We start from the raw sequence: 20,548 nt of genomic DNA, 5'->3' as shown, positions 1-20,548 counted from the left end.
GACGCCGACGTCGGCCCTCACGCGATTTCCTATCGCTCATAACAACCCCCGTAACTTCTGAGCAGTGCTATCCGGTCACCAACGCATGCGACTCGACCACCGGCCATGCGACCGACGCGGTCGTCACCATTCCCGGCACCGAACCGGACTCGCCACCACCAGACCACGTGACCTCCCACGACACCGTCACCTCCACCCTGAGATCCTCAGTAGAGGGACGGGTGTAGGTGTGGCCGCAGTCCGGCGACTCGGCCTCGGGGTCCATGCCCTGCTCCCAGACCGTTCCCGGCCCTGAACAGGTCACGGCCGTGCCGTCACCCATCGCCCACGACGCCTCGACAGGTACGGCTGTGGCCGTCACCGTCAAGCCCGGCACCGAGGCCGACGCCGACTGCGACGTCCACGACGCCCCTTCCAGCCACAACCACACCGGCAGCCGCACGAGTTGCGCCACCTCCGGCGAGGCCGCGATCTGCGGGCGCGGCAACTGGAGCGAGTCCACCGCCTGAGCCGCCAGGACCGCCGGATCGACCGCCGGAGTGCCGTCATCGCCGACCAGCACCCAGTCCGCGCCGACCATGGTCGAACCGGAATCGGGATCGGTGCAGGAACGCCCCATCAACTGGTGTTCCTCCGAAGGCCGCTCACCGGCGAACGCGCCCTGGTAATAGCCCGAATCTGAATCGACCAGCTCGTACTCCCAATTCGGGCAGATGCCTGTCGGCACCGCCTCGCCTCCGCCGCCCGAGTCGTCTGCTGCAGTCCCGGTTCCCTCACCGGCGTCTCCTGGCAGGCCGGGTAGTTCCTCATTGAGGTCGACGCCGATCTCCAGGCTGTCGTCATCTGCCTCCTGGTGCGTGTCGTAGTCGGCACGGGCGACTGCCGGGGCGGCAAAGAGGCCGACGCTCAAGCAGCCGAACCAGATCAGTGCGGCACGAATCGACCTGGTAAACATGACCCGATACTCCTCACCAGCAGCTCGGTGACCCGCCAGCCGTCTTCGCGCAACTCGACCATCGCGTCAATGGAGCGCCGTCCGTATTCCTCGCCCTTTACGGGCTCGCCGGTATCGGCCTCGACCACCGGCCACGAGGTCGTGTCCGAGCAATCGAGGACCACAACTTGGACCGGGTCTCCCTCAATCGCGTACTCCTTGACCTTGGCCGACGTCTCAGGCGCGCCCTCCGTCCGTTGGCCTGCGTCGAGCAGCTGCTGCAGGGATGACCTGGTAGTCGCCAAGGCGTCATCCGCAGCGACCTGTTCGAGTTGGGCGTAGCCGGGGTCCGGAATCGAAGCGGCCTCAGCCGTCACCGATCGGAATCGCTCATAGGCCGCTACGGCAGCCTGAAGCGGATCTTCGATGTCCTCCGGAGCCGGAGACGACGAAGAGCCGATGTTCTGCGAGATCGGATCGGTCGAGGACGCGGCGGGAGCGGGGTTCGGAGTATCGCTGTCGGAGCAGGCGACGACGCTCATCGACATGGTCAGCGCCGCCAGGGCGAGCAGTGGAACGCGAAGGGTAGTCAGGTACCGGGAGGTAGTCTGTGTAATCATGGGATCACCATGCGTCAGATTGACGACAGAAAACAAGCACAAAGCCGACAGCACCTGAACGTGATCGGCGCGGAGTGGCCGCACGGAGCACTCTGATAGCGAATGACCGTTTCAGGAAGGCGGCTCGAAACGTGGAGTACAGCCCATGCGCACGCTCGACCAGCCTGACCAGCCCGATTCAGGCTCCCGGAGGCACAGCTTCCAGATGCTCACGAGAGCGATCGATGTTTTCGTGGTGATCAGCCATAGCAAAGATGGCCGCAGCAAGCAGAGTCTCGCTAATGATTTCCGCATCCCCGAACGCACGATGGGCCGCTGCCTGGAGTTCCTCAAAGACCGCGGATGGGTCTACCGGAACAGGAAGGGCAGGTACGTCGTCAATCCCGCCGCCCGAATTCCGGCTGGGGCCGCCGACCACGACGGCATAGATGAAGCCCTCCGCAAGTTCACCAAGCGCACACGCCGCGATGTCGCACTCGCGACCCTCGACGGCCCACATCTCGTGCTGACCCATCTGCACAAGAAGGAAGGAGAGAAGTCGCTGCTCGAAGACATCCACCCCGAGGCGATTCATGCCACGGCCGCCGGGAAATGCCTGATCAAGCAACTGCCCTCCACCGAAGAGCGCCTCCGCCTGCTCGTTCTCAACGGCATGCGGCGCTACACCGACCTGACGATCACCGATCCCCGCCAGCTCGAGGCGAGCCTCGAACCCGGCGAAGACATGGTCTGGAGCGCCCAGGGCGAATACTGCGAGACCGGCGCCTGCCTGGCAATCCTGATCCATCGAGGAGCAACCTACGGCGACGCGATCGCCTTGACCACCTCGGTGACCACAGCCGAATTCGAGGAGGCCAGGGAGAAGCTCGTCTTCAATCTGTACTTCACCTTGGCGGAGATCCAGCCCGTACTCGGCCCCCTGCTGCCACTGACGCTCGGACGCGCTCCTGCATGAAAAGCGGAGCCTGCGTACTCCTGCTCAGGTGAAACAGCGTCGCCCGCGCCACACTCGGCTTACAGGTCGGTCTTGATGTTCTGAAGCTCGACGGTCTCGAGCAGGGCATCGAAGGCATGCACGGTGTTGAAACCCTCGCCCGAGGTGTCAGCGACAGACTCGTCGAGCACGGCCGGGGCATCGGCCAGACGTTGCAGCATGAGCTGCTCGTAGACGGCCAGAGCGCCGGTCGACTCGGGATGGGCGTCCCACAAGGCGATGATCGCCCTCATGACCTCGGACAGCACCCGTGTCTCCTCGGGCCATGACAGGCTCTTGCTGGGCACGAAGGTGACCATCGAGAGGTGGTCGGCGCCAAGCAACTCCGCCTCTTCCTCCCAGTCATCGTCGAGATCGACTCGAATCGAGACCCAGAGCGCATCGCTGACCAGTGGGACCGGTTTGTCCTCGAAGTTCCGATGCAGCCTGAGCGCCCCGCCGAAGTGGTCGGCAAGCACATCCTGGGATCGGATGGAGGTGTACAAGGTGTAATCGACGGACATCGCTCGACCTCGTTTCAGACGGTGAGTGGAACGGGTAGAAATCGGTGACCGTGCCACCGCGGACGATCTTGATCTCCTCCAGACCGGCAATCGGCCGGCGGCGAAGCAGCGCTTCGAGCTCGGCAGGGTCGCCAGGATTGTCATCCATGTTGAGGAGGATCCTGGAGGCTTGACGATCGTCCTCGTCAACCCCGACCTTGTCCTTGATCGACTTGCGGATCTTATCAATGCTGCGGGTCTTCGACGGCGCGTAACAGTCCCAGCTCTCCCCTTCCACCCGGTAGTCGGGGTTCTTGCCGTTCGGCAGGGTCGGCGGGTTCTGCTCGACGTCGAACCCACGCTGGGACAGCAGCACCGCCGCCTCGTTCTCCCGACCGATCGCCCGTTTCCGGTCGGGAGTGCCTTCGACGATCGCGGGCTCCCCTCGCGGTCGACGCGAAGGATCCGGCGCCAACGAGGGGCGGGTGGCCCCACCTCCGCGACTCGGTGGAACCGAGCGCTCTACGGACCCAAACGCCTTCCCGCTGGTGGCGCCTCCACTCCCGCGGAGCGCCGCAGCCCGTGCCGCCAGACCGTTCAACTCTTCACCGACTGCTGCGAGCTGCTGTTGGATTTTCGCAAGCTCGCGTGCCACCTCGTCGACTTGGGTGCCCTTGCCCTCGGCGCTGAGCGTCCGGAACGCACCGGCGAGCTCTTCGGCCTTGGCGATCGACTGGACGAGCGAACTGCCAGCGTCGCCTACGCTGCCATGGGCGGTGCCGATAGCCGCCGTGAATTCGTCGATGCTCGCCATCGCTCACCGTTCACCAGGGGGAGGTTGCGCCCCTACGATACTCAATCGACGGCACTACCAGCACTGCAGCCGACAGCTGAACCGCAACCCAGTACTCGACCGTCTGAACAAGGCAGGCGAACGTGTCGGAGTCCTTGGCGTCAGTGATCCAGGACGGCGGCCGCGCAGGCCATCACCGGGCACGTCCTGAACCACCTCGCGGCCTACCTGCCCGGGCTCGAAGCCCCACCGCCGCACCACCTCCTACCCGCACAGCCGCTGTGTAACGCCGCCCAGGCGTGGGTCGTCAACCGCCTCGATGACCTCGTGCGGGCCATCGGCATCCATTTACTGGCCGGGCTACCGAACGTCTTCGGCGACATCATCATCAAGGAGACCATCGCCTTCACCGAACGCAACTGGACCTGAGAGCCGTGGTTGGTGCGCCCGGCCCTGGCGTGCACCGGCCAGAACCCACGTCCGTTTATCCGGCTGATTCCTAGGAGATCAAGACAAGTGCTCATCCCGGACGTGATCGGTGCCGAGGGCAGTGATGATGCGGACTTGAGGAGCCGTCCACGTGGGAGTCAGTTCACCAACGGCAGTCTTGACGGCTTCGATGCTGGCGTCCTCCCATGCCTCATGTGTGGTGGCGAGGACGACTTCGTCGGCGTGAAGCGCCGTCGCAAGCCGCACCTTCTTGCGAGCGGCGCCGAGCCTGGTGCCTTTCCCTGTCTTCGGTCGCAGGTGGTTGGAGCTCTTCGCCTCCGCAACTAGGAGTCGGCGGTCGCTCAGCGCAATGAGGTCAGCTTCAGCGACTCGCTTCCCCTCCTTGAAGAGTTCCATCTCCGGCGCATCGGTGTAAGTTCGTGAATTCAGCCGAAGGTGATGGGAGAGAAGAACGGGAACTTCACCATTCTCATGGAGGAAGTCTCGGACGATGGGATGGAGGTCGTAGAACCAGGCCGGCTCGATCCCGTCCCTGTTCCAGCTTGCCGCGGTGAGCGGGTTCGACCCGTCGCATCGAAGACACCGGTTGTTCTGGGAGAGCCGGTCGATCGCGATGAACGCCACGCGGCCACAGTGCATGCACCCAAGGACGAGGCCGCGCTTCAGTACACCGAGCTTCAGGAGAGCATCAACCTCGTCTCGCAGGACCTCGGGCTCTCCCCCATGGAACTGCACAATTCCCTTGAAGTAGAGGTAGCCCTCCCTCGGCTGGCTTGCCGACCCGCCGGAAGCGAGCACGACGCCCTCACCTCCAGGGTATGCCTCTCTTGACGATTTCGCGGAAGGGTTGAAGGACCTCAACACCTCCAACATCGGACTTGCCATCGTCTCGGCGACCGATTCAGGCGAGCCCCAGAGCCGCACGAGGCTCATGAACCGAGACCCCGCCGGTGAGTACTCCATCGACCTCCCGGACGACTTGGCGGCGAGATCCGCCCATGTCGCGAGGCTCGGCCGGCGAAGGCGCGGCTCGGCGAGCTTCGAGGCCCTGGACCAGCCGTTATGGACAAAATCCCACTTCCGGGACTCGAAGGAGATGCCATCTCTCCCGCTCCGCACCCAAGTGAGATGACGATTCTCTTCGCTGGCGAGCAAGTCATGTCCATCCACCCCTCTGCCCGCGGGCACACTGTGGGGCATGAAGGAGACATCGACTTGCCACTGAAGCTCTTCACAGCCGACAAGTGCCGGATGTGCGATGTCGGGGTATCGAGGGCCCGCGGTCATCTCGATACTGCCCTGGTCGCTGTGGTGGACGCCGACCTGGGTTTTTATGTCGAACTGCTCGGCAATCACCAGCCGCGATGCCGACTCAGGATCTGCCGTCGCCGGTTTGACCTGGACAGATTCGCGATGCCGTTCGGGGAAGTCCTGTTGGGGCTCTGAGACCGCCGCATTGAACGGTGAGTCCCGAAGGTATGCGGCCATCGATTCGAGCGCGTCATCGGGTTCGGAGAGGGAGGAGATCAAGAGGGTTCTTCGCTCGCGATTGATCCTTGAGATGAGCGGGTGGAGGTGGTGCAACCCGGCGCGCGCTGCTTCATGATCCCACAGAGCCCGCGGCATCCATACGGATCGACCGTAAAGGCGTTCAGAAATATGGGCCAGCGCGAAGTCGTCGGCTGTGTCGCCGAGGACGAGATCAGCGGCTTTACGGGGCCGAGCCGAGTTGTACACCGAGACGAGCCCGTTCCGAGTCTTGGAGAAGACGAGTGGGAACTCGTTGTAAATACTGAAATTGCCCGTCAGGTTTTCCCGCACTACCATCTCGTACACGAGCGGGGCGATCTGGTCGGCGTTTCGATAGTCGTTCCAGAGCAGCCAGTTCCAAAGCTGTCGTACCTGGGCTTCTTCGAGGTCAGGCTCGGCGCCTTGCACTGGCCGAAGGGCCGCTCCGCATCGTGCGGTAAGCGCGACGCCAAGGGCGCCACCCCAATGCTCGGGCGCAGTCGCGTAAGTCCCACGCCTGTAGGAGTTGTTCGTGGCGTCTTCCACCGGCGTGAATCGCTGCCATCCGCCCGACGCGGAGATGAAGTGAACATCTTCATCCCATTCGCCATCCTCTTCCCGGCGGCGGTGCGGGGAACATATGCTGGCGACGGCCTCTCGCGCGACTCGACCAGGCTCATCCGGAACAGCATGGTCTCCGATCATCTCCAGATGCCGCCGCCGTTCTACTTCTTCCACGGGGAGATTGATCGATCCCGGATTGACCTGCTCAATGTCAGCAACAGTCTTGGTCAGCGCGACAACATAGTCGGGATCATATACGCGAATCATGGCGAGGAGCTCGGGCCGTACTTTGCCATTGTGGTGTGGGATGACCGCGAAGCCTTGCCCACCCCACACCTGAGTAGCGCAGTGCAATGCCATTCTCGCCCAGTAATGCCAATGGTCATCTCCATCAAAGAGGATGACGGCACGAGGTGGCCGCAACGCGACCTGAATCGGGACACTATCGAACTGCATTTCAGACTCCGACCGATGAAGGGATCGTCCCGATCGTACCTTCCATCGTGCCCTGTCGCAGGTGCGGACAGATCGGTGGGGGTGCCTCCACCTGGCGTCATTCGAAGGTCGCCGCTTTCGCCGCATGGGCGAGAAGCGTCTGCTGCTGAGAGCTGAGTCCGATCCGGTTCCAGTGGAATATGACGTGGTAGGCGAGCACGGACCGGAGACCGCGCTGGAGGTCACCGACGTCGGCAAACGTCCTGAGCGTCGCACCTGCATCGGCGAATGCGCGGACCCAGCGGGTGTACGGATGGAGTGGGCTGCGGTCGGCGAAGAGTTCAGTGTGGGGACCGGCGCCGATGCTCAGGAGCGGCTTGATGTCCTTCGCGAGGACTTTCAGCCGTTCGGACGGAACTTCGGCGGGCATGGGGCGGAGGCGCGTGACGTGGTGCCAGACGTCCCCCATTTCGAACCACTCCAGGTTCGCGGCATGGAGCAGTCTGGTGCACAACAGGATCGAGGTTTCTCGGATGCCCAATGGCGGGTCGGTGCGGATCAAATGGTCGAGGACGGTTCGGCTGTCGGCGCTGAAGAGCTCGTGCGCGACACGCATGCCGCTCGTGCCACCGAACGCGAGCGTCTCCGGTTCGTAGACGGTCGGCTGCCAGGCCGAGATTGAGCCCGCGTCGGTGAGATTGGCCCATATCCGGTCCAGCCGGGCGGCGAGTTCGGGTCGGTGTTCCGGGCTTGTGGCTTGTACGCGGATGCGCCAGCGGGGGTATTTGCGGATAAACCACCAGCGTCGGGCGAAACCCGTCGCGCACAGGCTGTCAAGTTCCGGGGCGATTTCATCGGCCGCGTAGTGGTGGGCCTGGTCCCACGAGGTGAATTCGACATGGGTTTGCAGCCAGGTCTCTGCGGCGGTGGCGGTTTCGACTGCGGCGCGTCCGGCTTCGTGATAGACCTCGACAGCCGAGAGCAAGGTCGTAGTGGAGACGCGATGTTCATCGGCGATCTGCGCGGGGTCGGTGTCGCGATCGATCTGGGCGATAGCGTCGAGGAGCCGCTGAGCCGTCTCGGGGGTTCGGCTGGGCCCGGCGGTCAGGTCAGGAGTAGGCATTGTTCCCATCCGGTTGTCGAGGTTGCATCGGCGGCGAGCTGCATCGCGGTCAAGGCGATGCCCGCGGTACCGCCGAGGAGGCTCCGGTTCGAGGTCGAGCGCTCGAATCCGGTCACGAAGGATGCCGTTGTCTCAGGTAGGAGCCGTGCGAGGTCGGGGCTGGCGGCGTCGCGTGCGGCGTACCAAGCGGTGAGGCAGGCGCCGGCCCAGCCGTGGCACAGCCCGGCTTCGGTGAGCTGCTCGTGATGGGCCGGGTGGGCGAGGCTGACGGCGAGGGCCTGTTCGGCGAGGCGCTGGAGCGTGGCATTGCAGGTGGCGATGGCGGCCAGTTGGACCGCCCTGGCGATGCCTGGCGTCCCGTAGCACCACGATGGGCGGGGCGGGTGCCCGTGTTCGTGGGAGTTCCCAGCGGCGGCGGTCCATTGCGGCCACCACGTCCCGGTGGGGCCGTGCTGGGCGATGCCGCTGAGGTGCTCGGTGATCGCGGTGATGGCCTCGAGCTGGCCTTCGACGGTCCGTCCAGTGGTGTAGGCGATGGACAGGAAGGCGAGTGGCCCGCTGATGCCGTGGGCGAGGCCGAAGTTGGCGTGGCCCCCGTGCGTGGGCAGGATCGGGTCGGGGTCGTGGTCGACCCACCATCCGATGCGACGGTCAGCGCCGCGCCGAATGGGATGGGTGAGTGCTATCAGGTGTTCGAGGATCCGGCCGAGCACGGCTTCGTCCGGACGAATACGCAGGAGCAGGCGCCCGATGCCGGTCAAGCCGCTGATGAGGTCGTATTCGGCGAAGTGGGTGGGTCGGCCTGCTCGGAGGCGCTCCCCGGCGGTGTCGAGGCGTTGGTGGGCGGCTTGGACGACGAGGTCGAGGAGGCGGTCACGGTGGGGTGTGTAGCGGCCGGGGAAGGACCGCTCGGCGATGTCGAGGACGAAGGCGAGGGCGGGAGCGCCAGCGTAGAGTCCGGCGCGGGCGGTGGCGCTGACCGGCTCACCGGCGGCGGCCTGCAACCATGCGTGTGCCGTCGCCGGGTCTCCTGCGCCGGTTGCGGCACGTTCGAGGTGCAGCAGCGCGATTCCGGCTGCGCCTTGTCCCAGGGATTGAGCCAGGCCCGGTGCGAGGTCGCTATCGGGTTCGGCCAGGTCATCGGCGAGGAACGTGATGAGGTCGCCCAGACTCGGCGTGTAGGCGGCTGTCGTCATGACTGTGCTCCGATGTGGATGTTTCTGGTGGCCGTGGCCCGGATGGTGCGGTTCATGGCGCGCTCCCGGTCGGGGTCGACGCCGAGGCGGCGGGTGACCAGGTCGTGGACGAGCGAGCGCAGCACGTCCTGGGCGTCACGGTCGGAGGTCAGCGACTGGCGGTAGGCGTCGAGCGCCTTCCGGCGCGCGGCCCACGCTTCAATGACTCCTCGGTCGCCGCCGTGTCGGTCGACAATGCTGAAGGCGGCCTTACGTATGCGGCGGTCGGTGCGGACTTCCTCGTGCGGGAACACCCTGGTCAGCCACTGCCAGCCTTCCGATGAGGTCGGGGCGAGAGCAGCGGCAAGGTCGACGGCAGAGGCGGCTGTAAATGCCTCGATCGGGGCCGTCTCGTCTACCGCCAGTTCGGCCAGTGCAGCGGCGCTGTCGGTCGTGAAGACCAGTTCCGCGATGGCGGGATCATCGCCCCATCGTCCAGCATGGTGGCGGTATCCGGTCAGGTCGAGATCGGCGACCAGGCCCTTGCGGTGCAGTCTCGCTGCCCAATCTCGCAGGGCGGTGGCAATATCGCGGGCAGCGGGCTCATCTACGGCACGCAGGCGGATCTGCAGGAGATGTTCGCTGTCGGGCCGGGCGTGGTCGTGGAAGCGGGTGAACCAGCGGGCCTCGGTGCTCGGTGTGACGGCATCGAGCAATTCGGGGAGGTGTCCGGTCAGGATCTGGTCAATACGGCGCGGATGGGCATGAACGGTGGCGGCGACCAGGCGGTCAGCCGGGAGTTCGAGTGCGGCGGCCGGTACCGGACGGCGCAAGGGGGCGGGTGGGAGTTCCACCGTGTGGAGGGCGAGGGCGAACTCGCAGGCGCGGCCGATCCAACTGGGTCGGGGTTCGTGTTCGGCGACTTCGAGCTTGCCGGCCCCGGCGAGGTGTGTACGCAGCAGGTGGCGGTCGAGCCGGTCGCGCAGGTCGAGCGGGAGACGGGAGTCGCCCACGGTGAACTCGACCGAGTCGGGCATTCGCCACCGCTGCCGCCATGCGTCGAACTCGGCGTCCCATTGGTGCGCCGGTGCTTTTGGGCTAGGGAAGTCCGCGGCGTCCAGGAGCCAGCGCGCCGGGGCCAGGACAGTGCGACCTGAGCGGAGACGAGGCAGGTAGGGCAAGGTGCGGGCGATGCCCAGATCGAGCGGTCCCCACCAGGTCCGGCCCGCTCCGGAGACTTCAGCGAGGAAGCGCGCCAGTGGTGGGGTGTGGACGGTCGCGTCGAGCGCGTGGAGGGCATGGGCCTCCACAACCCGGCCGGTGGTGGTGTGGATCAGGTGAAGCTGGGTGGGGTCGGCGGTGACGGCGAGCTCGTCGAGACCGATGAGGCCGGCCCTTCCAGGTGGCGGGTGTTCGCCGAGCACGATCAGGTGCGTCAGGAGGGGCGGTACGGCGGCGACGTTGCCGTTGCGGGCGCGGCGGGGCGGGAAGGACAACTGCGCGACGATCCGCTCCGGCGTCTCGGGGAACGACGCGGCAAGACGATCGGTCTCGGCCGGTCCGAGGAACGGCGCGAAGCGACCGGCCAGCGAGGACTCCGGGCGCGGGATGCCGGTCAGCCACAGCCGAAACTGCCCTCGGTCGATCGCTGCCGGGCCGGCGGCGTCCAGGCGGAACATCAGCTCGACGCGGGGCGGCGGCACGCGGTCGGTGCCGTCGCCGACCTGGAGGCGCTGGGTCACCTGTTCGGTGATGGCGATTTCTCCGGCTCCGTCGGTCTGGGCGGCTTGGATCAGTTCGATCGCGACCGCATCGCGGTCGGTCAGTTCGCGGGGGCCTTTGGCGCAGGCAGCGCCGAGGTACCCGGTTGGGTAGCCGAGTCCGGCATCGCTGACCAGGTCGCGGACCGGCACCATCGCTCCGGGCCCGTAGCGTTCCAAGAAGCGTTGGAGGTAGTCCCGCCACGGCGGCGTGCCGTACGGGTGAACCGAGAGTCGGAGCAGCGTCTCGGCGGCTGACTCGGCTTCGGCGACCACGGACGCGGGGAGGCAGAACTCGGCGTCCAGGCCCAGATGCACCGCACCGTCTCCTGTCGGTAGTTCGCTGATCGCCGTCGTCTTGGACGCGGCGGTCCCGAGGGTGGTCATGGCCGGTCGCGCGCTGGTCACCAACGCTCCGGCCTGGACCATCTGCACTACGAGGGCGCGGCACCGGCCCAGGGCAGTGCCGGGGAACCGTTCATGGAGCCGACTGGCGAGGTCGTCGAAACCGATCGGTTCGCCGGCCAGTTCGATCGCGGCCAACACGGGCGCCGAAGCACGCACCGACGCCTCGGCGACGGTGCCGTTGGACAGGTGCGTCTCGCTTGCCGGGGAAGGGATCGTGAGGCGGTCGCCCCGCACCTGGGCGAAGTCGTTCACGCATATGGAAAGTCCCGCAAGCTCGTCCGGATCGGTCTCGTACCGCGCCGCCCGGGTGTGGAGTGCGGCGGCATCGGGGAGCCGGTAGGCGGTGTGGTCGGTGCCGAGGCGGGTCTTCGTCTCGGTGCCGATGCGGGCGGGCGCGACTCCGGCGAACAGCCCGAAGGGGGTGGAGCGTCGCTCCCAGCGGGCCAGATAGGCGTAGATCGAGCCTAGGAGGCTTCGAAGGCGTTTCGGCTGGCTCTGCGTGCCGTTGAGGATCTCTTCGATGCGTTCGGCCAGGTCTGCGGAGGCGACGGTCAGCACTTGGCGGATGTCGTCTCGATCCCACAACTGCTGCAGCCAGCGGACACCGGCGCGGGCGAGGATGGCGTCGTGGTCATTGAAGTCGAAGGCTGGGCGCGGCCATGGTCGTTCCAGCGTGGAGGCGCGAGCGTAGGCGAAGCCACTGAAGGTGTAGGTGCCGGGCATGAGGAGCCTCCTGGATGGGAGCCGGAACGGGCAGGATGATGCGTTCGGGTTCCGGGCCCGCCCCGTGAGGCCGGGACGGGCCCTGCCGGGGGTCAGACCGGGTTGTTGGTGAACGAGCTGCAGGCGCTGGTCTGGCAGGTGTTGCCGCACCCGTCGCTGGTGTCGCAGCGCAGTTGCGCGATCGGTTCGAAGCTCTCGATGACGCGCAGGTCCAGCGCGAAGTCGTCGTCTTCGACGGTCATGGTCGGCGTTTCGGGTTCGGCCAGGAGCGTCGGCATGCTGGCTCTCCTTCCATCAGGGTTTCGGCCGAGCCGGAAGGCTCGGCTTCGGGTCAGGTCCGCTCCGTCCAGGAGAGGACGATCCTCCGGTGGTGCTTGTCCAGGACGAAGCCCTCCGGAAGTGCTGTTGCCCCGCGCGGCCAGATGGTGATCTTCGGGGCTGTGTGATCGGGACGCAGTGCGTCCCAGGATCGGATCTGTTCGGCCATGCGAGCGGCGGCCCGCTCGGCTCCGCCACCGAAGGCCGCCGCGGCGAACTCGAAGCGGCCGTCGTCGCGTTTGCGCGACAGGAGGTAGGCGAAGGCGTCATCGTCGACATGCGCGAGCCGGAACTGGCGTTCGTCATCCTCGGTCAGACCCGCCTCGGCAGCGGCGCCCGGCACGGTCGCCAGCAGGCAGAAGTGCGGCAGCGTGCCGGCCAGGTACAACTCCAGCGAGGCGAACGACTCTCCGGCGGACATGGTCACTCCGGTCCACTCGACTCGGCGGTCGGTGGCGAGGGCCCCGTCCAGCGAGCGCATGTCGGCCGGTGCGTTCTCGTCGTCGAATCGAAGACCGATAGCCTTGCCGAGCAGGAGGAACAGCCGCTCGTCGTGTCCGAGAGCGCCCTGCATCTGCACGAATCCGCACACCTCGGAAGAGACCGCCTCGAAGTGCTCGTCGACGGGTTCGAGGGCGAGCGAGCGCGTGATTCCCCGCATACGCAGCGGCACGACCAGCCGTCCGCCGGGGGCGAGCCGCTCGGTCCAGGCAGGCGGGAGATCCCAAGCGCCGACGGTCACGATGATCCGATCCCACTCATCGTCGCCGGGGAGGGACTCAGAGGCGTCGGTGCAGACGACCTCGACCTGGTCATAGCCGGTGGCTTCCAGCAGCTCGCCTGCCCGCGAGGTCACGTCGCGGTCGATGTCGACGGTTGTCACGTGACCGGAGGGGCCGACCAGTTCGGCGATGAGCGCCGCGTTGAACCCGCCCGAGCCGATCTCGAGTACCCGCATACCCGGCTCGATGGCGGCCTGTTCGAGCATGAACGCCTGGATCTCCGGCGCTGAGACCGAGGAAATCGCGACGCCGTGCTCATCGCGCTTGGTGATCACCGCGTCCCGGGCGCTGTAGACCTCTTCCAGCGGCGCCTCTGGGGCGAACCGATAGCGAGGCACGGCCTTGAAAGCCGCTTCCACCGGTGCCGAGCGCAGTGCGTGCAGGCTCCGCATCTCTTCGAGCATGGCTTCGGCCAATGCCCGAACCGCTGCGGGCTCGCCGTCGATCGGTTGCTCGTCCGCGCTCGGGTTCGTCTCGGTCATGGTCACCTGTTCCTCCTCGATGGTGCTGTTCATGAATGGATCGGGCGCTCAGCTGCCCTATCCCGTCTCCCGTTGGGGGAAGTCCCCGTCCGGTCGGCGGTTCCTCGACCGGTAAACGACAAGGCGGGCGAATCTCGGATGGATCGCCACCGGCAGCATCGGGTCGAGCGGCTGCGTTTCCACGACACACCACCACACCGCCATGGCGAGGCCGACCATGCCGACGACCTCGACCGAGTGGGGATGGTCGAAGTTCCCGTCACGCGGGTCGAGGATGATCTGCGGACTTTTGCCGAGGTCCCAGCGAATGACGCCGATCGCCGTTCGGAGGTCACCGTCGCGACACAGCCACATCGACCGGCCATCGTGCAGGTGGAGGCTCAGCCACTCACCTCGCACAAGGCAACGCCCGAGTTCCGTGCCGGGAGCGAGCGCTCGTCTACCGGCCCGGTCATCGCTCATCGGTTCGTCGTCTCCCTGGCCCAGGTGCGCTCCGAAGTCGATTGCGGCCGGGAGACGGGTCGACCGCGCAGGATCAGCGCGATACGCGGTCGACCCGGCCGGTCGGAGACGGCTCTGCGATCGCCTCATCCTGCCGTACTCCCGGCCTTGTGGCGGCACTTTCCACACCAGGCCCGATCTTCGCCGCATCGGCCCGGTTTGTAGCGCCAGCCGGCCGCCTCCACCCGTCGCACCCTGTCTCCGTATCCCATGAAGACGACCTCCAGGTGCGCCGGGCATCGGCAGCATGACACCGTATCGGTTCGAAGAGCACCCACCTGTTCCTCGACCTCGACGATGTCCGTATTGCGATCGTTCGTTTCCCAGGAGCGGTCGTCACGATCCGTGTTGGCGGAGGCTGCGGCCGCGGTCTCGGGCGGAATCGCCGAGATCGCGGCCGCAGCCTCCCGGGAGGAAGCCGAATCCCAGCAGCGCCCTACGGGACCGGCTTGAGTGTTAGCTCCATGTGCCTCGATCTGCCGGCGCAGCCGAGACCCGACCAGGCAGTCTCCGCGTTCCGGACGCCCGACCGCCCTTCGGCAGCGGCCGCAGTCCAGCAGGTGCCGCCCGAGGTCGGCCCTCGCCTGTTCGACCGGCGCACCGCGAACGGCGCTGTGCCCGCGGTTCTCGGGGCCGGTGTCAAGAGCGGCGCTCCGGGTCCGTCCCCACCGGAACCAGGCCACTGGGAGTGCATGATCGGTTGCCATGTATGTAGCCTGAAATACGACACCGCGCTAGACAAGCATCTGAAGCGGACAGCAACCTGGTAGGGGCTTTGTCCGCTTCGGACGAGGAGGCGGTCATGCCCTACCCGGAGAAGCAACTCCAGCCAGAGAACGGCCTCGCCGAGTGGTTCGGCGCTGAGCTGCGCCACCATCGCAAGCGCAGCCGTCTGTCCCAAGACGAGCTCGGCCAGCGCGTTTACACTTCCGGTTCCAAGATCGGCAAGATCGAGAAGGCGCAACGCGGCTGCTCGGTGGAACTCGCTGAAGCGCTCGACCGGGAGCTGGGAACCGGCGGTGTGCTGGCCCGCGCCTGGCGTCTGATCGAGGCTCAAGCGGACATACTCCCTTCTGAAGCGGACACTTTCGAGAATCGCGGCTCAGGGGTTGACGTCAGCCCCGTCGTCCGAGAGATGCTGGACTCGCATTCGTCAACTGCTCCAGGAGAGTCCGTGGATCGGAGAAGCCTTCTCCTCGCAAGCGCGGGGCTGGCGGCCGGAGCCGTCCTCGCCGACGGCGGCGTTCCCTCCGCAAAGCCGCAACTCGATCTGATGGCACAGGTCGATCAGATCGCGACCGCTTGCATCAGGATGAGTGGACAGCGCCGTATTGGACGGGCCGATCTGGCAAGGCTGGGTGCCGTCCACGACCTCTACCAGTCGCTCGACTACCAGTACGGCGGCGGGCTGGTCCACCGGAGCTTGAACCAGGTGGCGGACGCCGCCGCAGCGCTCCTGGACAGCTCCTACCCTGACCAGCTGCGGAGCGAGCTGTTCACCACCGTCGCCAACCTCCGTCTTCTGGCGGGCTGGACTGCGTTCGACCTGTGCTACCACTCCACCGCGCAGCGCCACTTCGCAGCGGCCGAGCGACTCGCGGTGTCCACGGAGAACATGAGTCTGGCCGTCTTCGTCCACTACTGCCAGGCTCGCCAGTTCCAGCACCAGCGGCACAACCGCGACGCCGTCGAAGTCCTCCGACTCGCCTCCGACCGCGTCAGATCCACGGCGACACCGGGAACGAAAGCCGTCCTCAACGCCACCATCGCGACGTCGTTCGCCGCTCTCGGCGACCGAGCAGCCGCGATCGCGTCGTTGAACCACGCGAACGACGACTTCGACCGCATCACCTCCGGCGGCGAGCCCCCGTGGATCAGCTGGATCGACCGCGCCGAGCTCGACGCCCAGTTCGGCCGGGTCTACCGTGACTTCGCCCGCCAAGACCCCCGGTTCGCCGATGAGGCCGCCGAATGGACCCGCAGGGCGATCGAAGGATTCGACGAGGGGATGCAGCGCAGTAGCGTCCTCAACCAGGTCGGACTATGCTCGGCCTGGTTCCTGGCGGGGGAGCCGGACACCGCGCTGGACATCGGCGCTCGACTGGTCGCCGACGACGGTCAGGTGCTCTCGCAGCGGGTGCGGGAGCGCATCGTGAACATGGGCCGCGACGCGCAGCGCTGTTCGGGCAGCTCGGACGTCGACGACTTCGTCCACATGATCACCCTACGGTAGGGAGCGAGCATTGACCGCCGGACGGTTCACCGACGACCGAATGCGCCGAGCCCTGGGCGGCATCGCGGCCCAGCTCGGTGTCGACGACAGCGACGCCCAGGTCCTGCACATGGCGAACAACGCCGTCTACGCGCTGCCAGAAGCGGGCATCGTGGTCCGGATAACCCGCTCGACCAAGCTCCACGAGCGCATCCGGAAAGGGGCCCGTCTCGGCTCCTGGTTCGCCGAGGTCGACGCCCCGACGATCCGCCTCCACGGCTCCACTCGGCAACCCCTGGAATACGAGGGCCTCCTCGCCACGGTCTGGGACCTCATTCCACCCGCGTCGGCCCCGAACGCCGACGATCTCGGCAACGTCCTCAAGGAGTTCCACAGTCTCCCGGCCCCCGACTTCGACCTGCCGAGATGGGACCCGGTCGGCACTGCGCGCAAACGCATCGCCGACGCCGAGGCCCTCGAAGACGACGACCGCGAAACGCTTCTGACCTGGTGTGACCGGCTGGAGCCCGAGGTCGACGCCCTCATAACCGAATCAGCAGGTTCCCTCGTCCACGGCGACGCCCATGTCGGCAATCTCCTCCGCCGTCCCGACGGCCGGGTGGTTCTGTGCGACTTCGACTCGACCTGCCTCGGCCCCTCCGGAGTCGATCTCGCCGCAGTGGCCGCCGCGGCGATCTGGTTCGCCGACACCGACGAACACGCCCGCCTCGCCGCGTCCTACGGCCGCGACATCACGACCGATCCGGCCTGGCCCGTCCTTCGAGACGCTCGCGAACTCACCTTCGTCGTCGGCGGAGTCCCTCTCATGGCGAGCACGCCCGGTGTGGCCGAGGAATTCAAGCTCCGGCTCGAGAGCGTCATGGCAGGCGACACCGACGCCTCGTGGACCCCGTACGCCGTCTTCGGCAAGGCCGACTGAACGTCGATGCTCCAGGCAAGGGAGAGGTCATGCCATACCCGGACAAGAAACTCGAACCGGAGGACGGGCTCCTGGAGTGGTTCGGCGCTGAGCTGCGCCACCACCGCAAGCGCAACGACCTGACACAGGCCGAACTCGGTCAGCGCGTCTACATCTCCGGCTCCCAGATCGGCAAGATCGAGAAGGCTGAGCGCGGCTGCACCGATGAGCTCGCGGAGGCCCTCGACCAGGCTCTGCAAACCGGCGGCGTCCTCGCCCGTGCTTGGCGCCTCGTCGAGGCCCAAGCAGACAAACAAGCTCTCGAAGCGGACGATGCCCCGAACCGCGGCTCATCAGCATGCGAAACACCGGTAGGTCGGGACATGCTGGGGCATGCCGAAGTTCAACCGTCCGAGGAGCCTCCGGTGAAGCGCCGTGAATTCCTCGCCAGTGCCGCCACCTGGTCCGCACTACTCACCACCGAGACCACCCGGATTCCCGGCCTGGCCGACCTCATCACCGCCGTTCTCAACAACGCGCCGGAGCGCTCAGGCGACCTCCCCGCCTTGAGCGAGCTCCGGGCGGGAGTATCGGCCGCCAAGCGCGAATACCAGTCCTGCCGCTACCGCGAAGTGCTCCAGCGCCTCCCTGGGCTGCTCCAAGATCTGCATCGAGCCGAAGACGACCTCGGCGAGGAGGCGACCGCGCTCCGCGCCGACGCCTACCAGATCGTCTCGGGTGTCATGCTCAAGCATTCCGAGCAAAGCCTGGCGACGCTCGCGGCAGACCGCTCCATGTCGGCGGCGACCGCCACAGGCGCTCCGATCACCATCGCTTCCAGCGCCCGCGCCGTCACCCATGTGCTCATGCGCACCGGCTACCCCGACTTCGCCGCCGACTTCGCGTCGAGCCACGCTGAGAAACTCGATTCGGATCCGCCGACGCCGGAAACGCTGTCGGTCTCCGGGGCGCTGCTGCTTCGGGGTGCCGTGGCTGCAGCTGACGCGGGGAAGCGGGCGATGGCGACCGAACTCCTCGATGCCGCCGACGACGCCGGCGGCAGGCTCGATCCCAACGGCAACGTTCGGGGCACCGGATTCAATCCCGTCAACGTCGCCGTACATCGCGTTCACATCGCGCTGGTGCTTGGCGACGCCGGTCGCGCCATCGAACTCGCACGCCGGATTGACATGGACCAGATTCGCCTCGTCGAACGCCGCGTGAGTCTCGCCATCGACGTCGCCACCGCGTTCGCCCAGTGGGGCCGCTACGATCGTGCCCTCGACACCCTCTATTTCGCCGAGGCAGCGGCACCGCAGGAGGTTAGAGTGCGCAAGAACGTCACCGAGCTGGTTTCGATCATCGAGGGGGCCGCGCCGATCTCCATCCGCCCGCACGCCACCGCGTTCGCCCGGAAGCTGGCCACGGCATGACCCGAGTCGTCTACCTCGTCATCTGCGGTGCCGGTCCAGCATCGGATGCCACGAGGTTCATCGAGGCCGCCCGTGCCGACGGCTGGGACTGCTACGTGCTCACCACGCCAACCGGAAGCGCCTTCGTCGACATCGAAACCCTCGAATCCGCCTCAGGGCATCCAGTGATCAGCGAGCACCGCAGCCCTGGAACTCCCAGGCGAGAACGTCCACCGGCCGACGCGGTCGTGGTCGCCCCGGCTACGGCGAACACCATCTGCAAACTCGCGGCGGGCATCTCGGACACCTACGCCTTGGACATAGTCTCGGAATGCATCGGCCTCGGCGTCCCGGTGGTCGTCGTACCGTTCGTCAACTCCGCCCTCGCCAACCGTGCCAGCTACCGGAAAGCCGTCTCTGCTCTGAAGACCGAAGAAGTCGCGGTCTACGACGTGCCCGCTCACCTTCCTCACCAGGGCGCGGCGCATCTGGGGAGCTTCCCATGGTCGGGTGCTCTCGCGATGTCCACCACGATGACGTCCAAGCAGTCGAGGTAGGTCCGGAACAAGTAGAGAGCCTTACTCTATTTTCGCTTTTTGTGTCGTTTACCGGATTTCTTGGCAAGAGTGAGCGACCTGCGGGCCTCGAGTTCGCTGTCGCAGAAGTCCTTCAGGATATGGAACGCGTCCTGCGACGTCCTGGTCCCCAGCCAGCCTTCCTTGATCAGGTCGATAGTGAAGGTGCTGCTCAAGTGCCGTGAGACGTTCTTACGCGAGAAGCAGGTACCGCCCTTAGGACCGGTGCCCTCGATCTCGGAATGGACCTGTTCGAACAGCGACAACGGCAGCATCATCCCGGGAACCGGCTTGGTTCCGAGGTCCAGACTGTCGACCGGATCGCACAGCTTGACATAGCACGGCTCCGGAAGGAGCCGGAAGGACCACGAGTTCGCCGCGGGCGGGCGTTCGTCGAAGTGGTCCCGAACGGCTCGAAGTCGTACGAGTTCCTTCTCAAGCTGCTTGTCCGGACGGTATCCTGGCCCGCCTCCTGGGGCCTTGTCCTTCATTCGCTTGTACTGGATCAGAACGAGCGCGTTTCGGATCTCGTCGATATAGATCAAGTCGGCACCGGTACCGTGCTCCAGCCGCTCCTTGTTGGCGTAGATGACGGTAAGCTCCCCGTCACCGTCGGGGTTGGTGAACGTCAACGCGTCGAAATCCGTCTCGACAGGCGGGTTCCAGCCGGTCAGGTTGATCCAATCATGGCGAATCATGGCGTCCTCGCCTACCCGCTGTCCGGTCGTCATACCGCGTAGGAAGCTGCGATGACCTCGTTCGTAGCCATGCGCCTCTATTCGGGCGATCGGCTGGCCGGCTATACCGAAGGTCGTGCGCATCACGTCCCGTTCGAGCGAGAGCTGACCGAGAACCTCGTTCGGAATCGGGGCAGGCTCGGTCTGCTGCCGCCACGCTTCGATCACCCCGGGCAGCCAGGGGATGCGACGTCCCAGTTCGGCTATCAGGTCTCGTTCCTGGACTTCTGTCAGATCCGTCGAACGGTCGAGCGCGTTCTTGACCGTGCGCCCTACCTGTCGGACCTCCTCGACCGAGACCCTGGCGTCGAACGGCCTCCAGGCTCGGACTTCAAAGGTCGATTCAACCCGCCCCGCGCGTTTGCCCCGACGAGCGATGACGACAGCCTGGAGTTCACCGTCAGTGCGCAGCAGTGCGACCTGCCAGCCCTTCCGAAGCTCGCAGCGGTCGGTCGGATAGGTGAAGCGCGGCCAGCCCTCGGCATCAGGTTCGACGGCGCCCGCAGGGCAGCGGTCCAGCCACCTCAGGACTTCACTGGTACACGGGATGATCGAGACGGGTGTCACCGGTCCAGTTAAGCAAAGTGTGACAACCTATGCACGCCATGCCCGTCCGGGTGGCGCGACGATGTCGGCGGGC

Annotated in this window: 17 protein-coding genes; 5 read left to right on the top strand and 12 right to left on the bottom strand. The window is 66.2% G+C overall.

Features of this window, described 5'->3' with window-relative positions; genetic code table 11:
• Positions 1-67: 67 nt before the first annotated feature.
• On the bottom strand, positions 68-955 hold the full coding sequence (locus YWW_RS0122690) for a hypothetical protein (protein ID WP_026931908.1): 888 nt from the start codon (positions 953-955) through the stop codon (positions 68-70).
• Entirely contained in the window at positions 925-1,554 is a 630-nt protein-coding gene (locus YWW_RS34465; protein ID WP_026931907.1) for a hypothetical protein, read from the bottom strand. The genes YWW_RS0122690 and YWW_RS34465 overlap by 31 nt, the downstream gene beginning before the upstream one ends.
• A 145-nt stretch (positions 1,555-1,699) precedes the next feature.
• On the opposite strand from YWW_RS34465, the gene YWW_RS34460 reads away from it, so the two are divergent.
• Entirely contained in the window at positions 1,700-2,509 is an 810-nt protein-coding gene (locus YWW_RS34460) for an IclR family transcriptional regulator domain-containing protein (protein ID WP_081687687.1), read from the top strand.
• A gap of 59 nt (positions 2,510-2,568) precedes the next feature.
• Here the strand turns inward: YWW_RS34460 and YWW_RS36200 are convergent, their stop codons facing one another.
• From YWW_RS36200 to YWW_RS0122620, 9 genes are all read right to left on the bottom strand, one after another.
• Positions 2,569-2,871 carry a hypothetical protein gene (locus YWW_RS36200; RefSeq protein ID WP_155830343.1) on the bottom strand — a complete coding sequence of 101 codons (303 nt, stop codon included), beginning with the start codon at positions 2,869-2,871 and terminating at the stop codon, positions 2,569-2,571.
• A gap of 19 nt (positions 2,872-2,890) precedes the next feature.
• Positions 2,891-3,844 carry a CdiA C-terminal domain-containing protein gene (locus tag YWW_RS36195; RefSeq protein ID WP_155830342.1) on the bottom strand — a complete coding sequence of 318 codons (954 nt, stop codon included), beginning with the start codon at positions 3,842-3,844 and terminating at the stop codon, positions 2,891-2,893.
• 486 nt (positions 3,845-4,330) lie between these two features.
• Entirely contained in the window at positions 4,331-6,613 is a 2,283-nt protein-coding gene (locus tag YWW_RS36190) for a hypothetical protein (RefSeq protein WP_155830341.1), read from the bottom strand.
• Between the two features lie 286 nt (positions 6,614-6,899).
• Positions 6,900-7,904: a thiopeptide-type bacteriocin biosynthesis protein gene (locus YWW_RS0122645; RefSeq protein ID WP_026931901.1), complete on the bottom strand. Its 1,005-nt coding sequence runs from the start codon at positions 7,902-7,904 to the stop codon at positions 6,900-6,902.
• On the bottom strand, positions 7,886-9,100 hold the full coding sequence (locus YWW_RS0122640) for a lanthionine synthetase C family protein (RefSeq protein WP_026931900.1): 1,215 nt from the start codon (positions 9,098-9,100) through the stop codon (positions 7,886-7,888). The genes YWW_RS0122645 and YWW_RS0122640 overlap by 19 nt, the downstream gene beginning before the upstream one ends.
• Positions 9,097-11,970, bottom strand: coding sequence for a lantibiotic dehydratase (locus YWW_RS0122635; RefSeq protein WP_026931899.1), 2,874 nt, complete (start codon positions 11,968-11,970; stop codon positions 9,097-9,099). Before YWW_RS0122635 ends, YWW_RS0122640 begins: the two co-directional genes overlap by 4 nt.
• A 92-nt stretch (positions 11,971-12,062) precedes the next feature.
• Positions 12,063-12,248 carry an FxLD family lanthipeptide gene (locus YWW_RS32370; protein ID WP_035700083.1) on the bottom strand — a complete coding sequence of 62 codons (186 nt, stop codon included), beginning with the start codon at positions 12,246-12,248 and terminating at the stop codon, positions 12,063-12,065.
• Positions 12,249-12,301: 53 nt separating this feature from the next.
• Positions 12,302-13,585, bottom strand: coding sequence for a methyltransferase, FxLD system (gene fxlM, locus YWW_RS0122625; protein WP_051326201.1), 1,284 nt, complete (start codon positions 13,583-13,585; stop codon positions 12,302-12,304).
• Between the two features lie 24 nt (positions 13,586-13,609).
• Complete coding sequence (locus YWW_RS0122620; RefSeq protein ID WP_155830340.1) at positions 13,610-14,014, bottom strand: hypothetical protein; 405 nt, start codon at positions 14,012-14,014, stop codon at positions 13,610-13,612.
• An 841-nt stretch (positions 14,015-14,855) separates the two neighbouring features.
• On the opposite strand from YWW_RS0122620, the gene YWW_RS34455 reads away from it, so the two are divergent.
• Genes YWW_RS34455 through YWW_RS0122600 form a run of 4 tightly spaced genes read left to right on the top strand, consistent with a single transcriptional unit; the run spans position 14,856 to position 19,153 of the window.
• Entirely contained in the window at positions 14,856-16,286 is a 1,431-nt protein-coding gene (locus YWW_RS34455) for a helix-turn-helix domain-containing protein (protein WP_051815774.1), read from the top strand.
• Between the two features lie 40 nt (positions 16,287-16,326).
• On the top strand, positions 16,327-17,205 hold the full coding sequence (locus tag YWW_RS0122610) for a phosphotransferase (RefSeq protein ID WP_051326206.1): 879 nt from the start codon (positions 16,327-16,329) through the stop codon (positions 17,203-17,205).
• 29 nt (positions 17,206-17,234) lie between these two features.
• Positions 17,235-18,617: a helix-turn-helix transcriptional regulator gene (locus YWW_RS32360; RefSeq protein ID WP_051326199.1), complete on the top strand. Its 1,383-nt coding sequence runs from the start codon at positions 17,235-17,237 to the stop codon at positions 18,615-18,617.
• On the top strand, positions 18,614-19,153 hold the full coding sequence (locus YWW_RS0122600; RefSeq protein ID WP_026931895.1) for a flavoprotein: 540 nt from the start codon (positions 18,614-18,616) through the stop codon (positions 19,151-19,153). The genes YWW_RS32360 and YWW_RS0122600 overlap by 4 nt, the downstream gene beginning before the upstream one ends.
• A 26-nt stretch (positions 19,154-19,179) precedes the next feature.
• Here the strand turns inward: YWW_RS0122600 and YWW_RS0122595 are convergent, their stop codons facing one another.
• Complete coding sequence (locus YWW_RS0122595) at positions 19,180-20,475, bottom strand: hypothetical protein (protein WP_026931894.1); 1,296 nt, start codon at positions 20,473-20,475, stop codon at positions 19,180-19,182.
• Positions 20,476-20,548 lie beyond the last annotated feature (73 nt).

Origin of the sequence: Glycomyces tenuis DSM 44171 (assembly GCF_000427885.1) — a bacterium.
Classification (GTDB): domain Bacteria; phylum Actinomycetota; class Actinomycetes; order Mycobacteriales; family Micromonosporaceae; genus Glycomyces; species Glycomyces tenuis.
Note: the sequence above shows the minus strand (reverse complement) of the source record. Positions and strands in the feature narration are given on the sequence as shown.

Excerpts from the sequence above, each read along its gene's own strand:
- YWW_RS0122690 (WP_026931908.1), bottom strand. The coding sequence starts at position 955 with ATGTTTACCAGGTCGATTCGTGCCGCACTGATCTGGTTCGGCTGCTTG.
- YWW_RS34465 (WP_026931907.1), bottom strand. The coding sequence starts at position 1,554 with ATGATTACACAGACTACCTCCCGGTACCTGACTACCCTTCGCGTTCCA.
- YWW_RS34460 (WP_081687687.1), top strand. The coding sequence starts at position 1,700 with ATGCGCACGCTCGACCAGCCTGACCAGCCCGATTCAGGCTCCCGGAGG.
- YWW_RS36195 (WP_155830342.1), bottom strand. The coding sequence starts at position 3,844 with ATGGCGAGCATCGACGAATTCACGGCGGCTATCGGCACCGCCCATGGC.
- YWW_RS36190 (WP_155830341.1), bottom strand. The coding sequence starts at position 6,613 with ATGATTCGCGTATATGATCCCGACTATGTTGTCGCGCTGACCAAGACT.
- YWW_RS0122645 (WP_026931901.1), bottom strand. The coding sequence starts at position 7,904 with ATGCCTACTCCTGACCTGACCGCCGGGCCCAGCCGAACCCCCGAGACG.
- YWW_RS0122640 (WP_026931900.1), bottom strand. The coding sequence starts at position 9,100 with ATGACGACAGCCGCCTACACGCCGAGTCTGGGCGACCTCATCACGTTC.
- YWW_RS0122635 (WP_026931899.1), bottom strand. The coding sequence starts at position 11,970 with ATGCCCGGCACCTACACCTTCAGTGGCTTCGCCTACGCTCGCGCCTCC.
- YWW_RS32370 (WP_035700083.1), bottom strand. The coding sequence starts at position 12,248 with ATGCCGACGCTCCTGGCCGAACCCGAAACGCCGACCATGACCGTCGAA.
- fxlM (WP_051326201.1), bottom strand. The coding sequence starts at position 13,585 with ATGAACAGCACCATCGAGGAGGAACAGGTGACCATGACCGAGACGAAC.
- YWW_RS0122620 (WP_155830340.1), bottom strand. The coding sequence starts at position 14,014 with ATGAGCGATGACCGGGCCGGTAGACGAGCGCTCGCTCCCGGCACGGAA.
- YWW_RS34455 (WP_051815774.1), top strand. The coding sequence starts at position 14,856 with ATGCCCTACCCGGAGAAGCAACTCCAGCCAGAGAACGGCCTCGCCGAG.
- YWW_RS0122610 (WP_051326206.1), top strand. The coding sequence starts at position 16,327 with ATGCGCCGAGCCCTGGGCGGCATCGCGGCCCAGCTCGGTGTCGACGAC.
- YWW_RS32360 (WP_051326199.1), top strand. The coding sequence starts at position 17,235 with ATGCCATACCCGGACAAGAAACTCGAACCGGAGGACGGGCTCCTGGAG.
- YWW_RS0122600 (WP_026931895.1), top strand. The coding sequence starts at position 18,614 with ATGACCCGAGTCGTCTACCTCGTCATCTGCGGTGCCGGTCCAGCATCG.